General features: G+C 75.9%; 13 protein-coding genes, 1 rRNA gene and 1 pseudogene. 12 read left to right on the top strand and 3 right to left on the bottom strand.

Annotated elements, in window-relative coordinates:
* Positions 1-18 precede the first annotated feature (18 nt).
* Positions 19-135, top strand: a 5S ribosomal RNA gene (gene rrf, locus GCE86_RS05600).
* A 91-nt stretch (positions 136-226) separates the two neighbouring features.
* Here the strand turns inward: rrf and GCE86_RS05605 are convergent.
* Positions 227-1,831 carry a hypothetical protein gene (locus tag GCE86_RS05605; protein WP_154225931.1) on the bottom strand — a complete coding sequence of 535 codons (1,605 nt, stop codon included), beginning with the start codon at positions 1,829-1,831 and terminating at the stop codon, positions 227-229.
* Between GCE86_RS05605 and GCE86_RS05610 the strand changes: the two are divergent.
* A pseudogene (locus tag GCE86_RS05610) lies at positions 1,808-2,524 on the top strand (hypothetical protein); the annotation flags it as partial. The gene GCE86_RS05605 and the pseudogene GCE86_RS05610 sit on opposite strands and share 24 nt — an antisense overlap.
* A gap of 521 nt (positions 2,525-3,045) precedes the next feature.
* Positions 3,046-4,041 carry an HAD-IIA family hydrolase gene (locus GCE86_RS05615; protein ID WP_204343146.1) on the top strand — a complete coding sequence of 332 codons (996 nt, stop codon included), beginning with the start codon at positions 3,046-3,048 and terminating at the stop codon, positions 4,039-4,041.
* Between the two features lie 9 nt (positions 4,042-4,050).
* Here GCE86_RS05615 and GCE86_RS05620 read toward each other — a convergent pair whose 3' ends face one another.
* Positions 4,051-4,386 carry an SCP2 sterol-binding domain-containing protein gene (locus tag GCE86_RS05620; protein WP_154225933.1) on the bottom strand — a complete coding sequence of 112 codons (336 nt, stop codon included), beginning with the start codon at positions 4,384-4,386 and terminating at the stop codon, positions 4,051-4,053.
* A gap of 111 nt (positions 4,387-4,497) precedes the next feature.
* Between GCE86_RS05620 and GCE86_RS05625 the strand changes: the two genes are divergently transcribed.
* From GCE86_RS05625 to GCE86_RS05645, 5 genes are all read left to right on the top strand, one after another.
* The gene (locus GCE86_RS05625) at positions 4,498-5,211 is read left to right on the top strand and encodes a phasin family protein (protein WP_154225934.1); all 714 of its coding nucleotides are present in this window, start codon (positions 4,498-4,500) and stop codon (positions 5,209-5,211) included.
* Positions 5,208-5,453 (top strand): hypothetical protein, encoded by a 246-nt coding sequence (locus GCE86_RS05630; protein WP_154225935.1) that lies wholly within the window; start codon positions 5,208-5,210, stop codon positions 5,451-5,453. The genes GCE86_RS05625 and GCE86_RS05630 overlap by 4 nt, the downstream gene beginning before the upstream one ends.
* Positions 5,454-5,476: 23 nt before the next feature.
* Positions 5,477-6,331, top strand: coding sequence for a TlyA family RNA methyltransferase (locus GCE86_RS05635; RefSeq protein WP_154225936.1), 855 nt, complete (start codon positions 5,477-5,479; stop codon positions 6,329-6,331).
* A complete protein-coding gene (locus GCE86_RS05640) occupies positions 6,328-7,212 on the top strand; it encodes an NAD kinase (protein WP_154225937.1) in 885 nt (294 codons plus the stop codon). The genes GCE86_RS05635 and GCE86_RS05640 overlap by 4 nt, the downstream gene beginning before the upstream one ends.
* Before the next feature lie 717 nt (positions 7,213-7,929).
* The gene (locus GCE86_RS05645; protein WP_154225938.1) at positions 7,930-11,661 is read left to right on the top strand and encodes a S8 family serine peptidase; all 3,732 of its coding nucleotides are present in this window, start codon (positions 7,930-7,932) and stop codon (positions 11,659-11,661) included.
* A gap of 183 nt (positions 11,662-11,844) precedes the next feature.
* Here the strand turns inward: GCE86_RS05645 and GCE86_RS05650 are convergent, their stop codons facing one another.
* Positions 11,845-12,831 (bottom strand): helix-turn-helix domain-containing protein, encoded by a 987-nt coding sequence (locus GCE86_RS05650; protein WP_154225939.1) that lies wholly within the window; start codon positions 12,829-12,831, stop codon positions 11,845-11,847.
* A 79-nt stretch (positions 12,832-12,910) separates the two neighbouring features.
* On the opposite strand from GCE86_RS05650, the gene recN reads away from it, so the two are divergent.
* The 4 genes from recN to GCE86_RS05670 all read left to right on the top strand — a co-directional run bounded on the left by recN (position 12,911) and on the right by GCE86_RS05670 (position 17,844).
* Complete coding sequence (gene recN, locus GCE86_RS05655; protein WP_154225940.1) at positions 12,911-14,668, top strand: DNA repair protein RecN; 1,758 nt, start codon at positions 12,911-12,913, stop codon at positions 14,666-14,668.
* Between the two features lie 118 nt (positions 14,669-14,786).
* Complete coding sequence (gene steA, locus GCE86_RS05660; protein WP_154225941.1) at positions 14,787-15,965, top strand: putative cytokinetic ring protein SteA; 1,179 nt, start codon at positions 14,787-14,789, stop codon at positions 15,963-15,965.
* Positions 15,966-15,992: 27 nt separating this feature from the next.
* On the top strand, positions 15,993-16,934 hold the full coding sequence (locus GCE86_RS05665) for a copper transporter (protein ID WP_154225942.1): 942 nt from the start codon (positions 15,993-15,995) through the stop codon (positions 16,932-16,934).
* A 46-nt stretch (positions 16,935-16,980) separates the two neighbouring features.
* Positions 16,981-17,844 (top strand): hypothetical protein, encoded by an 864-nt coding sequence (locus GCE86_RS05670; RefSeq protein ID WP_154225943.1) that lies wholly within the window; start codon positions 16,981-16,983, stop codon positions 17,842-17,844.

Raw genomic sequence — 17,844 nt, forward strand, 5'->3', positions numbered from 1 at the left:
TTGACATGTTCATAGAGTTACGGCGGTCATGGCGGAGGGGAAACGCCCGGTAACATTCCGAACCCGGAAGCTAAGCCCTCCAGCGCCGATGGTACTGCACTCGGGAGGGTGTGGGAGAGTAGGACACCGCCGGACAATCTTCCAGTCGAGGGCCGCCCCAGCAGGGTCGGCCCTCGACTGCGTTAGCGTCCTTGGAGACGCACTGAGGAAGGATGTACCCGTGAGTTCAGGACCGCAGGGCGAGGACCGCCCCCGTCGTTACGAGGACCGCGCCGAGCGCGGGCAGGGGCGTGGCGACGCCCGCCGCGACGACCGCCCCGCGTACCGGGGCGACCGGGACGACCGCTCGGGCGGCCCGCGGGGCGGCTTCCGCTCTGGTGAGCGCCGTGAGGGCGGTTCCCGCGGCGGCGACCGCGAGGGCGGGTTCCGTGGTGGCGACCGCGAGGGCGGGTTCCGTGGCGGTGAGCGGCGCGGCGGCTTCGCCGGCGGCGACCGCCGTGAGGGCGGCTTCCGTGGCGGCGAGCGCCGCGAGGGCGGTTTCCGTGGCGGTGACCGCCGCGAGGGTGGCGACCGCGAGGGTGGCTTCCGCGGTGGTGAGCGCCGCGAGGGCGGCTTCCGCGGTGGTGAGCGCCGTGAGGGTGGCTTCGGTGGCGGTGAGCGTCGCGAGGGCGGTTTCCGTGGCGGTGAGCGCCGTGAGGGTGGCTTCCGTGGTGGCGACCGCGAGGGTGGCTTCCGTGGCGGTGAGCGCCGCGAGGGTGGCTTCCGTGGTGGCGACCGCGAGGGTGGCTTCCGTGGCGGTGAGCGCCGCGAGGGTGGCTTCCGTGGCGGCGAGCGCCGCGAGGGTGGCTTCCGTGGCGGCGACCGCGAGGGCGGCTTCCGTGGCGGCGAGCGCCGCGAGGGTGGCTTCCGTGGTGGCGACCGCGAGGGCGGTTTCCGCGGTGGTGAGCGCCGCGAGGGTGGCTTCCGCGGCGGTGAGCGCCGCGAGGGTGGCTTCCGCGGTGGTGAGCGTGAGGGTGGCTTCCGTGGTGGCGACCGCGAGGGTGGCTTCCGTGGCGGTGAGCGCCGCGAGGGTGGCTTCCGCGGTGGTGAGCGTGAGGGTGGCTTCCGTGGTGGTGAGCGCCGTGAGGGTGGCTTCCGCGGTGGTGAGCGCCGTGAGGGTGGCTTCCGTGGCGGCGAGCGCCGTGAGGGTGGCTTCCGTGGCGGCGAGCGCCGTGAGGGTGGCTTCCGTGGCGGCGAGCGCCGCGAGGGTGGCTTCCGTGGTGGCGAGCGCCGCGAGGGTGGCTTCCGCGGTGGCGACCGCGAGGGCGGCTTCCGCGGTGGCGAGCGCCGTGAGGGCTTCGCCGGCGGTGAGCGTCGTGAAGGCTTCCGCCGCGACGACCGTCCGGGCGGCCGGCGGGAGGGCGGCTTCGGCGGCGACCGGCGCGAGGGCGGCTTCCGCGGCGGTGAGCGCCGTGAGGGTGGCTTCCGCGGTGGTGAGCGCCGCGAGGGTGGCTTCGGTGGTGACCGTCGTGAGGGCGGCTTCCGTGGCGGCGAGCGCCGCGAGGGCTTCCGCCGCGACGAGCGGCCCGGTGGCTTCCGTCGCGAGGAGCGCGAGGGTGGCTTCCGCGGCGGGCGCGAGCGTACCGAGCGGGACGGGGAGCGCCGGGGCTACGGCCGGGACGACCGCCGCCCCGAGGGTGGCTACCGCGAGCGGCAGGACGAGCGCGCCGAGGGGCGTACGGGTGAGGCGCCGGCGTTGCCGGACGAGGTGGTCGCCACCGACCTCGACTCGACCGTCCGGGCGGAGCTGCTCTCCCTCGCCAAGCCGGTGGCGGAGACCGTCGCCCGGCACCTGGTCGCGACCGGGCTGCTGATCGACGACGACCCGGCCGAGGCGCTGGCGCACGCCATGGCCGCCCGCCGGCTCGCCTCGCGGATCGCCGCGGTGCGGGAGGCGGTCGGGCTGGCCGCGTACCACGCGGGGGAGTGGCAGACGGCCGTCGCCGAGCTGCGCACCTACCACCGGATGACCGGGCTCCAGAGCCACCTGGCCGTGCTGGCCGATTGCGAGCGGGCGCTGGGCCGCCCCGAGCGGGCCATCGACCTGTTCCGCGGGGCGGACCGGGAGAAGCTCGACCAGGCCGTCGCCATCGAGCTGCTGATCGTGGCCAGCGGGGCGCGGGGCGACCTCGGGCAGAAGGACGCGGCCGTGGCCATGCTCCAGGTCCCGGAGCTGACCGCCGACTCGACCGAGTCGTGGGCGGCGCGGCTGCGCTACGCCTACGCGGACGCGCTGCTGGCGGTGGGCCGCCGCGAGGAGGCACGGGAGTGGTTCTCCCGGGCCGCCGACGCCGACGCCGAGGGTGAGACCGACGCCGCCGAGCGGCTGCTGGAGCTGGACGGCGTCGTTATCGAGGGCGACGACGAGGAGGACGAGGAGTTCGCGGGCGGCCCGGGAGCCCCGGGTGCCGTGCCGGCCCGTCCCGACGCCGACCTCACCGGCGGCGCCGACTCCGACGACGACCTCGACGACGAGGACGACCTCAGCGACGACGATGAGGACCTCGACGACGACGAGGACGACGACGAGACCGGCTACGACGACGACCAGGACGACGAGGGCTACGACGACGACCTCGACGGCGACCAGGGCGACGACGAGGACGAGGACGACGACCTCGACGGCGACCAGGACGGCGACCAGGACGAGGACGACCTCGACGGCGACGCCCGGCTGCGGGCCGACGCCGACACGGCGGACGCCGTCGCGGCGGACGGCGCTGACGCGGTGCCGGCCGGCGAGGGCGCAGGGTACCGGGACCGGGACGCCGCGGACCTGGGCGACGACGAGCTGACCGACGCCGAGGCGCGGTCGCTGGTCGCCGACACCCGCGCCGCCGCCGTGGACGCCACCGGCCCGGACGCCGCGCGTTCGGATGACCAGGGCGGGAACGCCAGGGGTGACGAGGCGCCGGAGCCGGAGCGCCGGTGACCGGGAGCGCCGGGGACGACGCGGGTTCCGGTCCGGATCGCGGAGACCGCGACCGGGCCGGAACGCGCGGCCGGCTGATCGACGGGTACGCCCTGGTCGTGTTCGACCTGGACGGGGTGATCTACCTGATCGACCGGCCGATCCCCGGCGCGGTCGAGGCGGTCGGCAGGCTGCACGCCGAGGGGCGCTCGGTCGCGTACGCCACGAACAACGCCTCGCGCCGCTCCAGTGAGGTGGCCGACCTGCTCACCGGCATGGGTGTGCCGGCCGGGCCGGAGGAGGTGCTGACCTCCGCGGCCGCGACCGCCGAGCTGCTGCGCGACCGGCTGCCCGCCGGCGCGCCGGTGCTGGTGGTCGGGGCGGAGGCGCTGCGCGCCGAGCTGCGTGCCGTGGGCCTGCGCCCCGTGTCGACGGTGGACGAGGAGCCGGCCGCCGTGGCCCAGGGGTACGGCCCGCAGGTCGGCTGGTCCGACCTGGCGGAGGCGTCGCTGGCCGTCCGGGCGGGAGCGCTCTGGTACGCCACCAACACCGACCGCACCCTGCCCAGCCCGCGCGGCCCGCTGCCGGGCAACGGCTCGCTCGTGGCGGTGCTGCGTACCGCGCTCGGGCGGGATCCCGACGTGGTGGTGGGCAAGCCGGAGCCGGCGCTGTTCGCCACCGCCGCCCACCGGGCCGGTGCGGGGCGGACCCTGGTGGTCGGCGACCGGCTGGACACCGACATCGAGGGTGCCCGCCGGGCCGGACTGGACAGCCTCCTGGTGCTCACCGGGGTCAGCGACGCGGCCGAGCTGCTGGCCGCGCCCGAGTCGCGCCGGCCCGCGTACGTCTCCGTCGACCTGGCGGGGCTCTTCGACCCGGCGGCCGTGGTGCGGGTGCCGGGCCCGGCGGACGCCGATGGCTGGTCGGTGAGCGCCGCCGACGGGGAGCTCGTCCTCGACGGCGCGGGACGCCCGCTGGACGCCCTCGCGGCGCTGTGCGGAAAGGCCTGGTCGACGGGGGCCGGCCCGCGGGTGCGGGCCGTGTCGGCGGCCGCGGGGGAGGCCCTGGCCGCGCTCGGCCTCGCGGGCTGACCCGCCGGGTCAGAGCAGCTTGCGGAGCTTCATGAGGTCCAACGGGTTCGCCTTGATCGACACCCGGCGGGCACCCACGGCCTTCATGATGTCGAGCTGACCGTGCACCAGGGCGACCAGGTCGTCGCTGCTGGTGCTCAGCGCGATCTTCGCCTTCGGGTCGTCGCCGTCGGCCAGGTCGACCAGCCGGCCGCCCTCGAGGCGCCCGTGGAACGCCGTGTCCAGGTCGGTGATCCGGCAGGCGAGGGTGCGGTCGAGGTCGATCCGCCCCTGCACGTCGGCGTGCCGGTCCAGCCGCGCGGCCAGGTCCTGCAACGCCTGCCGGCACTCGTCCACGCTGGCCACATCATCTCCTCACCACGCGCCACGCCGTTCCCGGCACCGTACCGCAATGGGACGTCCGGGGCGCCCGGTAGCGTGACACCTGCACACCCCGCCCCGCGGAAGGACTCAGGCATGCAGGACGCGTGGCGCGCCTACCTCGAGCTGGCCATGGGCCTGACGGAGGCGCCCCGGAAGAAGGCCCAGGACGCGGTGAAGCGCGTGGTCGGCCAGGGCGGCGCGACCGCCGCCCAGCTCCAGTCGCTCGCCGAGGAGCTGGTCTCCACCGGCATGGCGAACCGGGAGGCGCTGACCAAGCTGGTCCGCTTCGAGGTCGACCGCGCCCTGGGCGCGGTCGGGCTGGCCACCGCCGACGAGGTCGCCGAGCTGACCCGCCGGGTGCACGACCTGGAGCGGCAGCTGCGCGAGGCCAAGACCACCGGAGCGGAGACCGAGCCGAAGACCACCGGCACGCCGGAAGCCGGCGCCGGGCGCGCGCCGGCGGGCCCGCCGCCGGCTGCCGAGACGGCGGGCGCGGGCGCGGTGACACCGTCGGGGGATCTGGCCGCCGACCACGCGGCCGAGGTCAGGCCGGGCGCCGGGCGGCCGGCCCCGACCCCGCCGGCCGCTGAGCCGTCGGCCCCGGCCACCGCCGAGGCGCCCGTCTCGGCGCCTCCCGTGCCCGCGAAGACCAAGGCGGTCGCGAAGAAGGCCGTGGCCAAGAAGGCCATCGCGCGCAAGCCCGCCGCCACCGTCGCGCGGACCCCGGCCGAGGAGTCGCCGGCCGCCCCGACGCGCCCGGCCAGGAAGGCCGGCGGCCGCAAGCCGAGTGGCGGTGCCGGCTCGTGACCGCGCCCTTCCGCCCCGGCCCGCGTCCCGGGCCGCCGCCGGGCGGTCCCCGGCCCGGCCCGCCTCCCGGCGTACGGCCGGCGCCGGTCGAGGAGGTCGGCGAGGCGCGGCACCCGGCCGTCGACGCCGCCGTGCACGCCATGATCAACGCCGAGGCGCTGTCCCCGGCGGACCAGATCGCCCAGTACGAGGCGGCGTACGAGACGCTGCGCGAGACCCTGGCCAGCATCGACCAGGCCTGAAAAGAGGCGGAGAACAACCACCGATGGCACGTCGTACCCGGCTGGATGCCGAACTCGTCCGCCGCGGTCTGGCCCGCTCCCGTGAGCAGGCGGCCGCGCTGGTGGAGGCCGGTCGCGTCCAGTTGCGCGGGGTGCGGGCGCGCAAGGCCGCCGCGATGGTCGACCCGGCCGACCCGCTGCTGGTCACCGGCGAGGACCCCGCCGACGAGTACGTCTCCCGGGGCGGTCACAAGCTGGCCGGTGCCTTCGCCGCGTTCACCCCCGGCGGGCTGACCGTGGCGGGCCGGCGCTGCCTGGACGCGGGCGCCTCCACCGGTGGCTTCACCGACGTGCTGCTGCGCGCCGGCGCCGCCGAGGTGGTGGCGGTCGACGTCGGCTACGGGCAGCTGGCCTGGTCGCTGCGCAACGACGAGCGGGTGCACGTCTTCGAGCGCACCAACGTGCGTACCCTCACGCCGGAGGCGATCGGCGGCCCGGTCGACCTGACGGTGGCCGACCTGTCGTTCATCTCGCTGCGGCTGGTGCTGCCCGCGCTGGCCGGCTGCACGCGGCCCGACGGCGACCTGGCGCTCATGGTCAAACCGCAGTTCGAGGTCGGCCGGGAGCGGGTCGGCGCGGGCGGGGTGGTCCGCGACCCGGAGTTGCGCGCGGAGGCCGTGCTCGACGTGGCCGCCGCGGCCGCGCAGCTCGGGCTGGGCCTCGCCGACGTGGCCGCCAGCCCCCTGCCCGGGCCGAGCGGCAACGTCGAGTTCTTCGTATGGTTACGCCGGGACGCGCCCGCCGCGGACCCCGACCGGGTGCGCGCCGTGGTGGCCGCCGGCCCGCAGGGATTTCCGGCCGCCGGGCCGGAGGCCACGACTGAGGAGGTGTCCGGGTGAGCCGGACCGCTCTGCTGGTGACGCACACGGGGCGTCGGCGCAGCACCGAGCACGCGCGGGCGGTGGCGGCCGACCTCATCGCGGCCGGCTTCGAGGTGCGGGTCGTCGCCGAGGAGGCCGACGACCTGGACCTGCCCGGGGTCGTGCCGGTGACCGGCCCGGAGGCCGCCGAGGGCGCCGAGATCGTCTTCGCGCTCGGCGGGGACGGCACGTTCCTGCGCGCCGCCGAGCTGGCCCGCCCGGCCAAGGCGCCCCTGCTCGGCATCAACCTCGGCAAGGTCGGGTTCCTCGCCGAGGCCGAGATCGACGACCTGGACACCGCGGTGCGCGACGTGGTCGGGCGCAACTACACGGTGGACGAGCGGCTCACCCTCGACGTCACGGCCGAGTTCGAGGGCGGCCCGACCGTCGAGTCGTGGGCGTTGAACGAGATCAGCGTGGAGAAGGGCGAGCGGGCCCAGATGCTGGAGCTGCTCGTCGACGTCGACGGCCGGCCGCTGTCCCGCTACGGCTGCGACGGCGTGGTCTGCGCGACCCCCACGGGCTCGACGGCGTACGCGTTCTCCGGCGGCGGGCCGGTGGTCTGGCCCGAGGTGGAGGCGCTGCTGCTGGTGCCGATCAGCGCGCACGCGCTGTTCAGCCGCCCGCTGGTCACCGCGCCGACGTCCACGTTCGTCATCACCGTGGACCCGTTCACCACCCTGGCGGTGCTCTGCTGCGACGGCCGGCGGGTCTACGACCTGCCCCCGGGGGCCCGGGTCACCGTGCGCCGGGGCGCGCTGCCGGTGCGCATCGTCCGGCTGCGGGCGCGGCCGTTCACCGACCGCCTCGTCGCCAAGTTCGACCTGCCCGTGCAGGGCTGGCGCGGCAGCCGTCGCTGACCGGCGGCTCAGCGAACAACCGGCGGGCCGACCTCGCGTCGGCCCGTTCGGCGTACCCGGGTCCGGCCGCGGGCGCGTTACGGTAGGAGCCTCCCCCGACGGCACGCCGCGCCGGGTGCGGCGTACCGCGCCGGCACCGGGCCGGGGCGGATGGTCCCGCCCCCCGCGGCGGGCGCGGCCGCCGGGGCCGGTACCGCCGTCGCGCACCGACGGCGATCGGGGCGTCCGGGCTACGCCGAGGTGGAGTCCGGGCGGGGCGGTGACGCCCGCGCCCGGGCCGACGCGGCCCGGCGGTCGTGGCCCTGGCCAGGGGGTGGTCGGGTCCACGACGGTCGGGGTGCCGGAGGAGTCGCGGCCGGCCGCGGCGGGCGGACGGCGAGCCGCGCCCGGCCGGGTTTCGACCCCGGTCGGGTCGGCCGGATCGGCGAGCCGCCGTCGGAGGAAACGGCGGCCCGCGAACCGGGCGGCGACGCACTCGCTCCGGCACCCCGGCCATCGCCCGCGCCGGCTCGCGCGCCCACATTCCACGCCCGGCGCTCCCGGCAATCCGCCCGACACCCGGTGGTCCGACCGCGTTCGACCCGTGTCCACCTGGCGACATGTCGCCGGTGCGGCGTGGCGTACCTAGTGACCGACCGATGATCTCCGTCGCAGACTCCGGTTCGGCCGGCCTCAATCCCCCCCGAGGCCGGCCACCCGAGTAGAGGAGCGCATCGCATGCACCGGTCCCCACGCTGGCTCGCCGCCGGCGCGGTCGGCGCGCTGGTGGTCGGACTCGCCGTACCGGCGTCCGCCGACCCGCCCGCCCGGCCCACCGGCCCGAGGCCGGCCACGCCCGCCCCGGCCGCCGCACCCGTCCGTATCACCCTGATCACGGGCGACCAGGTCGACCTCGCCCCGGCCGCGCCGGGCCGGGTCGCCGCCACGGTCCGTCCCGGCCCCGGCCGGGAGCGGATCACCTTCCACACCCTCGAGGTCGACGGCGGGCTGCGGGTGTTGCCCAGCGACGTCGTGCCGTACGTCTCCGCCGGGGTGCTCGACGCCGACCTGTTCGACGTGCAGGAACTGGTCGCGGACGGGTACGGCGACGCGGCGCAGGGCGCGTTGCCGCTGATCGTCCGCTACCAGCAGCCCGCCGCCGGCCGGGTCCGGCCGCTCGCCGGCGCCACCGCCGCCCGGCCGCTGGAGAGCATCAACGGCGCGGCGCTGCGGGTCGGCAAGAGCGACCTCGGCGGCCTGTGGACCACGCTGCGGGGCACGCCTGAGGCCCGGACCGCCGGCGGCGCGCCCCGGCTCGGCGCCGGCATCGCCCGCGTCTGGCTGGACGGGCGCGTCCACGCGGACCTGGAGCACAGCGTGCCGCAGATCGGCGCCCCGGCGGCCTGGGCGGCCGGCCGGGACGGCAAGGGTGTCCGGGTGGCGGTGCTCGACACCGGCGTCGACTCGGGCCACCCCGACCTGGCCGGTCGGATCGCCGAGGCGCAGGACTTCACCGGCAGCGGCAGCGCCCGGGACGGCCACGGCCATGGCACCCACGTGGCCTCCACCATCGCCGGCAGCGGGGCCGCGTCCGACGGGCTGCGCAAGGGCGTCGCGCCCGGCGCGCAGCTGCTGATCGGCAAGGTCCTCGACGACAACGGCAGCGGCTACGACTCGGGGATCATCGCGGGCATGGAGTGGGCCAGCCACTCCGGCGCGAAGGTGGTCAGCATGAGCCTCGGCGGCCCGGCCACCGACGGCACCGACCCGATGAGCCAGGCGGTCAACGACCTCACCGCCGAGACCGGCACGCTCTTCGTGATCGCCGCCGGCAACAGTGGCGCCGCGGGCACCGTCGGGACGCCGGGCGCGGCCAGTGCCGCCCTCACCGTCGGGGCGGTGGACCGCGACGACAACCTGGCCGACTTCTCCAGCCGCGGCCCCCGGATCGGCGACAACGGCCTGAAGCCGGAGATCACCGCGCCGGGCGTCGGCATCGCCGCCGCTCGCGCCGAAGGCACCACGATGGGTACGCCGGTGGACGACGCGTACACGCGGGCGTCCGGGACCTCGATGGCCACCCCGCACGTGGCCGGGGCGGCCGCGATCCTCGCCCAGGAACACCCGGACTGGACCGCGCAGAAGCTCAAGGACGCGCTGGTCAGCACCACGAAGGCGAACCCCGCGCTGACCGTCTACGAGCAGGGCGGCGGCCGCGTCGACGTGGCCCGCGCGCTCGCCCAGCGGGTGTACGGCTCGGCCACCGCCGACTTCGGCCGGGTGAACACCGGCGGCGCGGTGGCGGAGCGGACCGTGACGTACACCAACGGCACCGCGTCCCCGCAGACCCTGCGGCTGGCCCTCGAGCTGCGCAACCTGGACAGCGGCGCCGCCGAGCCGGACGGGATCTCGCTCGACGGCACGGAGGTGACCGTGCCGGCCGGCGGCAGCGTGAACGTCCCGCTGCACGCCGACCCGGCGAAGCTGGACCGCGGCGTACACGGCGGGTGGCTGGTGGCCACCGGCGCGGACGGTGTCGCGGTACGGACGGCCGTCGGGCTCACCCTCAGCGGCCCGATCCACACCGTCACCCTGCGCGCCCTGGACATGGCCGGGCAGCCCGGCGTCTCGCCGGCGGTCACCCTCTTCGGTGAGCACGCCGACTCGGACCAGCTGCTCTGGCTTCCTCCCACCGGGTGGCAGGTGCAGGTCGAGGAGGGCCCGTACCTGCTGGAGGGCCTCATCGAGCACGGCGCCCCGCTGGACGAGCAGATCACCCTGGTCACCGATCCCGAGCTCATGGTGGATCGCGACCTCACCGTGGTGCTCGACCCGCGCAAGGGCACTCCGGTGCGGATCGAGACGCCGAAGCCGACCGAGCAGCGGGCGGTGATCAGCTTCTACGAGCACCGGATCTTCGGCAACGGGCGCCAGGTCGACCACGGCGTCATGAACTTCAGCACGACCCAGCAGGTCAACGTCACCCCGACGCGGCAGGTGAGTCGGGGCGAGTTCGAGTTCGCCTCCCGCTGGCAGCTGGTGGCGCCCATGGTGGACGCCCAGGTCAGCGACGTCTCCGGTCCGCTGGACATCAACCTGCTCGGCCAGTCGCCGGCTCCGGCGGGCCGGCGCAAGCTCCCGCTGGTCTGGGCGGGCGACGGCACCGCCGCCGAGCTGGCCCGGGCCGGGGTCCGGGGTGCGGCCGCGCTGGTGGCCGGCAGCTACGACCGCGCCGAGGAGGACCAGATCGCCGACGCCGCGGCGGCCGGCGCCGCCATGGTGCTCATCGTCCGGCCGGCGGACCGGAGCGCGTGGACGGTCTGGCGCCCGGACGGGGACCGGTTGCCGATCCCGTCGCTGGTGGTCGCGTACGACGACGGACAGCCGATGATCGCGGCGGCGAAGCGCGGCCGCGCGACCCTGGACGTCACGCTGACCGTGGACAGCCCCTACCTCTACGACGTGTGGCAGGTGTCGAAGGGGCGGGTCCCGGAGCGGATCGTGCACCGGGTGACGGCGGACAACACCGCCGAGGTGACCACCCGCTACGCCGACACCGGCGGGTCCGACTGGGCCAGTGAGCAGCGGTTCGGCTGGCGTCCCTGGCAGGAGTACTCCTGGAACGACGACCAGCGGATGGTGCGTACCGGCACCAGCCGGCAGGAGTTCGTCAGCGCCGGGGACAACTGGTGGCAGCAGCGGGTGCTGCACCGACTCACCTGGTCCTGGGGGCCGCTGCTCGGCGGCCTCACCCAGCAGCCCCGGCAGTACGCCGCCGACGACCGGGTCAGCGAGACCTGGCACGCCCCGGTGGTCCGGCCGGCCGTGCCGGCGGGCGCCGGAGCGCCGGTGCCCACGCGCACCGGCGACAGCCTGAACCTGCCGGTGGCCGAGTTCGTCGACGCCGACGGCCACTACGCCGCGGCCGGCTGGGGCGAGGAGCAGGACACCGTCGAGCGCCGGCTGAGCCGGGACGGGCAGCAGATCGCCGACCTCTCCGGCGGCTGGGCGCCGGTGGCGACCACCCCGGGCGCGGCCCGGTACCGGTTGGACGTCACCACACGGCGCGCCTCGGACGAGTGGCGGTGGGCCACGCGTACCGAGACGGCCTGGCAGTTCACCTCGGCCCGTCCGGACGGCGACGCGGCCCGGCCGCTGTCGCTGCTGCAGGTCGACTATCAGGTCCCCGCGGACCTGCGGGGCGAGGTGCCCGGCGGCCGGCCGCACCAGGTGGGGCTGACGCTGCGCCAGCCGGTCGGCGTACCGGCGCCGAGCGGGGTCGGGGTGCGGGTGGAGGTGTCGTTCGACGGCGGAAGCACCTGGCGGAGCGTGCCGGTGCGCGGCTCGGGCGCGCGGTTCACCGCGACGGTGCCGGCCGGGCGCGGCACGGTGTCGCTGCGGGTGCACGCCGGTGACCGGGCCGGCAGCACCGTCGACCAGACCGTGCTCGACGCGTACGGCCTGCGCTGAGCCGACGTCCGCGCGGGACCGAGCCTCCTCGCCCGCGCGGACGTCAACCCCGTCCGTCCGGGGTGCCCGCCTTCTACGGCGGTGGGCGCCCCGGACGGCGCCGCGGCCGCCGCTGCCGCCGGCACCGCACTCGGGAAGCGGGGCCGGCGGCGGCGCGGCCGGTGGCGGGGGGTGTCGGGCGGGTCAGAGCCAGCCGCGGCGGGCGGCCTGGTAGGCCAGACCCGGCCGGGTGTCGACCCCGGCCACGGCCATCAGGTCGGCGAGACGTCGCTGCACCGTGCGGCGGCTCACGCCGAGCTGCGAGGCGATGGACTTGTCCGGCACCCCGGCCACGAAGAGCGACAGCAGCCGGACCTCCTCGGCGTCCGGCCGGTACCCCCCGCCCGCCCGGTCCTCGATCGGCGCGGCGGACGAGCTCACCGGCGTCGCCATCAGCCAGTGGCTCTCGAAGAGGGCGACCAGCGCGTCCAGCAGCTGGCTGCGGCCGATGACCGCGGCGGTCGGTTCACCGCTGCCCCGCTCGGGCACCAGCGGGCACACCGCCGTCCGGCCGTCCACGATGGCCAGCCGGACCGGCAGCCGGTCGAGGACGCGGGCCTGTTCGCCGGCACGTACGCCCTGCTCGACGTCCGCGAGCGCGCCCGGTTCGAGGAGCATCTCGCGCTCGTAGATGGCCCGGTAGCGGACCCCGCGGGCCAGCGCGTCGAACTCCTCGACGTTCTCCTGGCCGGCCATGGCCAGGGGATTCGCCCGGCAGAACCAGAGCACCTCGGCCCGGGCGCCGTTCTGCAGGTCGCGCAGCCGCTCGCGCAGCGCCCGGGCGCCCGTGACGACCTCGACGAGGTGCCCGGCGTCGTGCCGGCGCATCCCGGCCCGGTACTCCTCGGTGAGCTGGGTGACCGCCGCGCGGGCCGACTCGAGCGCCTCCTGGCGGCGCAGCAGCGCCTCGCCGAGCGGGACGTCGGGCGCCAGCGGCCGCAGCGGCGCGTCGGGCTCCGGTCCGGGCGGCAGCACGAGTCCCTTGCCGCGCAGGGCTTCGAGCTGGGCCAGCAGGTCCGCCCGGGGGAGGCCCAACCGCTCGGTCAGCTCCCCGACCGTCGCCGTCGTGAGCTGCACGAGGCAGCGGTAGAGCCGCTCCTCGTCCGGGGTCAGGCCGATCACGTCCAGCACGGGGCAGAACTGTACGACCCCGCCACCGGCCCCGCGCCGGCTGGTCAAGTGTCGGAGGACGCGTCTACTGTCGGGTGCTGTGCTGGAAGAGCTGCGCATCACCGGACTGGGCGTCATCGAGGACACCACGCTGCCGCTGACCGGCGGGATGAACGTCATCACCGGCGAGACCGGTGCGGGCAAGACCATGGTGGTGACCGGCCTCGGCCTGCTCTTCGGCGGCCGGGCCGATGCCGGCCGGGTGCGGGCCGAGCCGGGCCGCGCCGTGGTGGAGGGCCGGCTGCGCCTGGACGGCCGGGTGGCCGAGACGGTGCACGCCCGGATCACCGACGCGGGCGGCGAGCCCGACGAGGACGGCTCACTGCTGCTGAGCCGCACCGTCACCGTCGAGGGCCGGTCCCGCGCACACCTGGGCGGCCGCAGCATGCCGGTGTCGATGCTGGGCGAGGTCGGCGAGCAGGTGGTGGCCGTGCACGGCCAGTCCGACCAGCTCCGCCTGCTGCGGCCGGCCGAGCAGCGGGCCGCGCTCGACCGGTTCGCCGGCCCGGAGCACGAGAAGCTGCTCGACGCGCTGCGCGAGGCGTACACCCGGTGGCGGGCGGTGGTCGACGACCTGGCCGACCGGCGGCGCAACGCCCGTGAGCGCAACCAGGAGGCCGACCTGCTGCGGCTCGGCCTCGACGAGATCACCCGGGTCGACCCGCAGCCCGGCGAGGACGACGAGCTGAAGGCGGAGGCGCAGCGCCTGGAGCACGCCGAGGGGCTGCGCACCGCGGCCCAGGTGGCGCAGCAGTGCGTGGCCGGCGGCGTGGAGGCGGCCGACGACAGCCCCGACGCCACCGCGCTGCTGGGCACCGCCCGGCGCACGCTGGAGGCGCAGGCCGGCACCGATCCGGCCCTGGGCGAGCTGGCCGCCCGGCTGGAGGAGGCCGCCACCCTGGTCACCGACGTCTCCGCGGAGCTGTCGACCTACCTCGCCGCCCTCGACGCCGACCCGGCCCGCCTGCAGACCGTCTACGAGCGCCGGGCCGCGCTGCGCGGCCTCACCCGGAAGTACGCCGACGACGTCGACGGCGTGATCGCCTGGGCCGAGCGCGCCCGCACCCGGCTGTCCGACCTGGACACCTCCGACGAGCTGCTGGACGAGCTGGACAAGGAGGCGGCCCGGCTCGCCGGCGAGGTGGCCGACCTGGCCGCCCGGGTCTCCACCTCCCGGCAGGAGGCCGCGGTCCGCTTCGCGGAGCAGGTCACCGTCGAGCTGGCCGGGCTGGCCATGCCGCACGCCCGCATCGACGTGGCCGTGCTGCCCAGGCCGGCCGGGCGGGCCGAGCCGAGCCTGCCGGTCAACGGGGTCGAGGCCGGCGTGGGGCCGGACGGGGCCGACGAGGTGGAGCTGCGCCTGCTGGCCCACCCGGGCGCGCCCGCGCTGCCGCTGCAGCGAGGCGCCTCCGGCGGCGAGCTGTCCCGCGTGATGCTCGCCATCGAGGTGGTCTTCGCCGGCTCCGGCGGGCCGCCCACGCTGGTCTTCGACGAGGTCGACGCCGGCGTCGGCGGGCGGGCCGCCGTGGAGATCGGCCGGCGGCTGGCCCGGCTGGCCCGCAGCCACCAGGTGCTGGTGGTCACCCACCTGCCCCAGGTCGCGGCGTTCGCCGACCGGCACCTCGTGGTGGCGAAGGACACCGGGGGAGCGGTCACCACGAGCGGCGTGCGGGTGGTGGAGGACACCGAGCGGGCCCGGGAGCTGGCGCGGATGCTCGCCGGTTTGCCGGACTCGGATCTGGGTATCGCCCATGCCGAGGAACTCCTGGCCGTGGCGGCCAAGGAAAGGCGCCCGTGATGCCGGGATTGTGAGCGCAAGCACACCGGCGTGCGCTCCGGTGTGCTTCCCTGGGTAGGCGGCCCTGCTCAGGCATGTCGCGACAGCAATACCTGCCTCACATGCCAGGATGGTCACGATGCGTCTACCCACGTTGCGCCGGAGCCGGAGCGCGGAACCGGGCTCGGTCCTCGGCACCGCGCGCCTCGACCGCCGGACGAAACGGCTGGTCGGCCGGCTGCGCCCCGGTGACATCGCGGTCATCGACCACGTCGACCTGGACCGGGTGGCGGCCGACTCGCTGGTCGCCGTCGGTGTCGCCGCCGTGCTCAACGCCAAGCCGTCGGTCTCCGGGCGCTACCCGAACCTCGGCCCCGAGGTGCTGATCGCGGCCGGCATCCCGCTCCTGGACGACCTCGGCGAGAGCGTCTTCGAGCAGATCCGCGAGGGCGACGTGGTGCGCATCGAGGGCAACACGGTGTTCGTCGGCGAGGAGCCGGTCGCGCACGGTGCCCTCCAGGACGCGGAGACCGTGGCCAAGTCGATGGCCGACGCCCGGGAGGGTCTGTCGGTGCAGTTGGAGGCGTTCGCCGCCAACACGATGGACTACCTCAAGCAGGAGCGCGACCTGCTGCTCGACGGCGTGGGCGTGCCGGAGATCCAGACCCGGATCCAGGGCCGGCACTGCCTCATCGTGGTCCGCGGCTACGACTACAAGGCCGACCTGGACGTGCTGCGCCCCTACATCCGGGAGTTCAAGCCGGTGCTGATCGGCGTGGACGGCGGCGCCGACGCGCTGGTCGAGGCCGGCTACACCCCCGACATGATCATCGGCGACATGGACTCGGTCACCGACGACGTGCTGCGCTGCGGCGCCGAGGTGATCGTGCACGCCTACCCGGACGGCCGGGCGCCCGGCCTGCCCCGGGTCGAGGGCCTCGGCGTGCCGGCGATCACCTTCCCGGCCGCGGCCACCAGCGAGGACCTGGCCATGCTGCTGGCCGACGAGAAGGGCGCCTCGCTGCTGGTGGCCGTCGGCACCCACGCCACCCTGGTGGAGTTCCTCGACAAGGGCCGGGGCGGCATGGCCTCGACCTTCCTGACCCGGCTCAAGGTGGGCGGCAAGCTGGTCGACGCCAAGGGCGTGAGCCGGCTCTACCGGCAGAGCATCTCCGGTTCCTCGCTGCTGCTGCTCATCCTCTCGGCGGTGGCCGCGATGGCCTCCGCGGTGGCGGTCTCCACAGTCGGGAAGGCGTATTTGGGTGTGGTGTCGGAGTGGTGGGACAATTTCGTGTTCCAGCTCGGCCAGATCTTCTAGCTCCCCGACGATCAAGAGGCTGCAAGCGTGATCAACTTCCGCTACCACGTCGTGTCCCTGACCGCGGTCTTCCTGGCCCTGGCCATCGGCCTGGTGGTCGGCACGGCCGCCCTCAACGGTCCGGTGGCCGATTCGCTCAAGGAGCGGGTCAACGGGCTCAGCAAGGACAACTCGCTGATGCGCCAGTCGGTCAACAGCCTCCAGAAGGAACTGGACATGGAGGAGGACTTCGCCGCCGAGATGGCGCAGGTCATCCTCCCCGGCAAGCTGACCGGCCGGCGCGTGCTGGTGCTCAGCCTGCCCAGCGGGCGCGACCACACCGAGGGTGTCGTGAAGATGCTCCAGCTCGCCGGGGCCAACGTCACGGCCCGCATCGACGTCCAGGACAAGTTCCTCAACCCGGACAGCAACAACAACCTGCTGGAGCTGGCCGTCACCGCCGCACGCCCGAACAGCGTGCCCACCGCCGGCCTGCCCGGCAACGGGCACGGCGTGGAGACCTCCAGCGCCCTGCTGGCCAGCGTGCTGCTGGACCGGCCGCAGGGCAGCCCGCCGGTGAGCGACGCGGACCGCCGGGCGGTCGTGCAGCAGTACGCCACGGCCGGCTACCTCACCCCGGAGGACAAGATCGGCGGCGCCGCGGAGGCGGTCGTGGTGGTCAGCGGCCAGCCCTACGTCGACAAGTTCTCGGCGGAGAAGGACGAGTCGGTGGTGAAGATCGCCGAGCAGTTCGACCGTATCGGCGCGATCGTGGTCGGCGGCATGGGCTCGGCCGGCGGCAACGTGGTCGCCGTGGTCCGGGGTGACCCGGTGCTGTCCCAGACGATCTCGACCGTCGACAACGCCAACACCGTGCAGGGCCAGCTGGTCACCAGCCTCGCCCTCGTGCAGCAGCTGACCGAGAAGAAGGCCGGCCAGTACGGCGTCGGCGACAACGCCGGCGGCCTGCTGCCTAAACTGCCCCAGTGACCGGTCCGTGCCGCGTCGCGCTCAACATCCGGATCGGAGGGTTCGCGTGAGACTGGGTCGGCTGCTGGCCGTCGGCGCGGGGGCGCTCGCCGCCCGCTACGTGCTTCGGGAGGTGCGCACGTCGCCGGGCGCGCCGGCGCTGGAGCGCACCAACTTCCGGGGCCGCACCGTGACCCTGGCCGCCGGTCCCGCCCTCGCGGTCGGCGCGGCCGCCGGGGGCGCCCTCGGCGCGGGCAGCGCCCCGGCCGGCGCGGCCGCCCTGCTCGCCGGTGTGGGCGCGGGTTCCGTGGGGCTCTACGACGACATCGTGGGCGCGCGTCCCGACCAGAAGGCCGCGAAGGGCTTCGCGGGGCACCTCGCGGCGCTGCGCGAGGGGCGGGTCACCGCCGGGCTGGTCAAGATCGCCGGCGTGGGCGCGGCCGGGCTCGGCGCTGCGGCACTGCTGGCCGCCGACCCGCGGGTCGCCGCGCACCCCTGCCGGCAGCGGGCCGGCGCCCTGGGCCGCGGGCTGGACGTGCTGCTCGGTGCCGGCGTGGTGGCCGGCACCGCCAACCTCGTCAACCTGCTCGACCTGCGCCCCGGCCGGGCCCTCAAGTCCGGTCTGCTGCTCGGCGCCCCGCTCACCGCCGGCCCGTACGGGGGCATCGCGGCGGGCGCGGTCGGTGCGGCCGCCGGGCTGGTCCGGGAGGACCTCGACGAGCGGGTCATGCTCGGCGACAGCGGCGCCAACGCGCTCGGCGCGCTGCTCGGCGTGAGCCTGGCCGCGCGGACCGGGCCGCTGGGCCGCGCCGGCGTGCTGGCCGTGCTCGCCGCCCTCACCGCCGCCAGCGAGAAGGTGAGCTTCACCCAGGTGATCCAGCGGACCCCGGGGCTGCGGCACCTCGACGAGCTGGGCCGGCTCGCCGACTGA

It is taken from the genome of Micromonospora terminaliae (assembly GCF_009671205.1).
In the GTDB taxonomy this organism is placed as follows: Bacteria; Actinomycetota; Actinomycetes; order Mycobacteriales; family Micromonosporaceae; genus Micromonospora; species Micromonospora terminaliae.

Excerpts from the sequence above, each read along its gene's own strand:
- GCE86_RS05625 (WP_154225934.1), top strand. The coding sequence starts at position 4,498 with ATGCAGGACGCGTGGCGCGCCTACCTCGAGCTGGCCATGGGCCTGACG.
- GCE86_RS05635 (WP_154225936.1), top strand. The coding sequence starts at position 5,477 with ATGGCACGTCGTACCCGGCTGGATGCCGAACTCGTCCGCCGCGGTCTG.
- GCE86_RS05645 (WP_154225938.1), top strand. The coding sequence starts at position 7,930 with ATGCACCGGTCCCCACGCTGGCTCGCCGCCGGCGCGGTCGGCGCGCTG.
- steA (WP_154225941.1), top strand. The coding sequence starts at position 14,787 with ATGCGTCTACCCACGTTGCGCCGGAGCCGGAGCGCGGAACCGGGCTCG.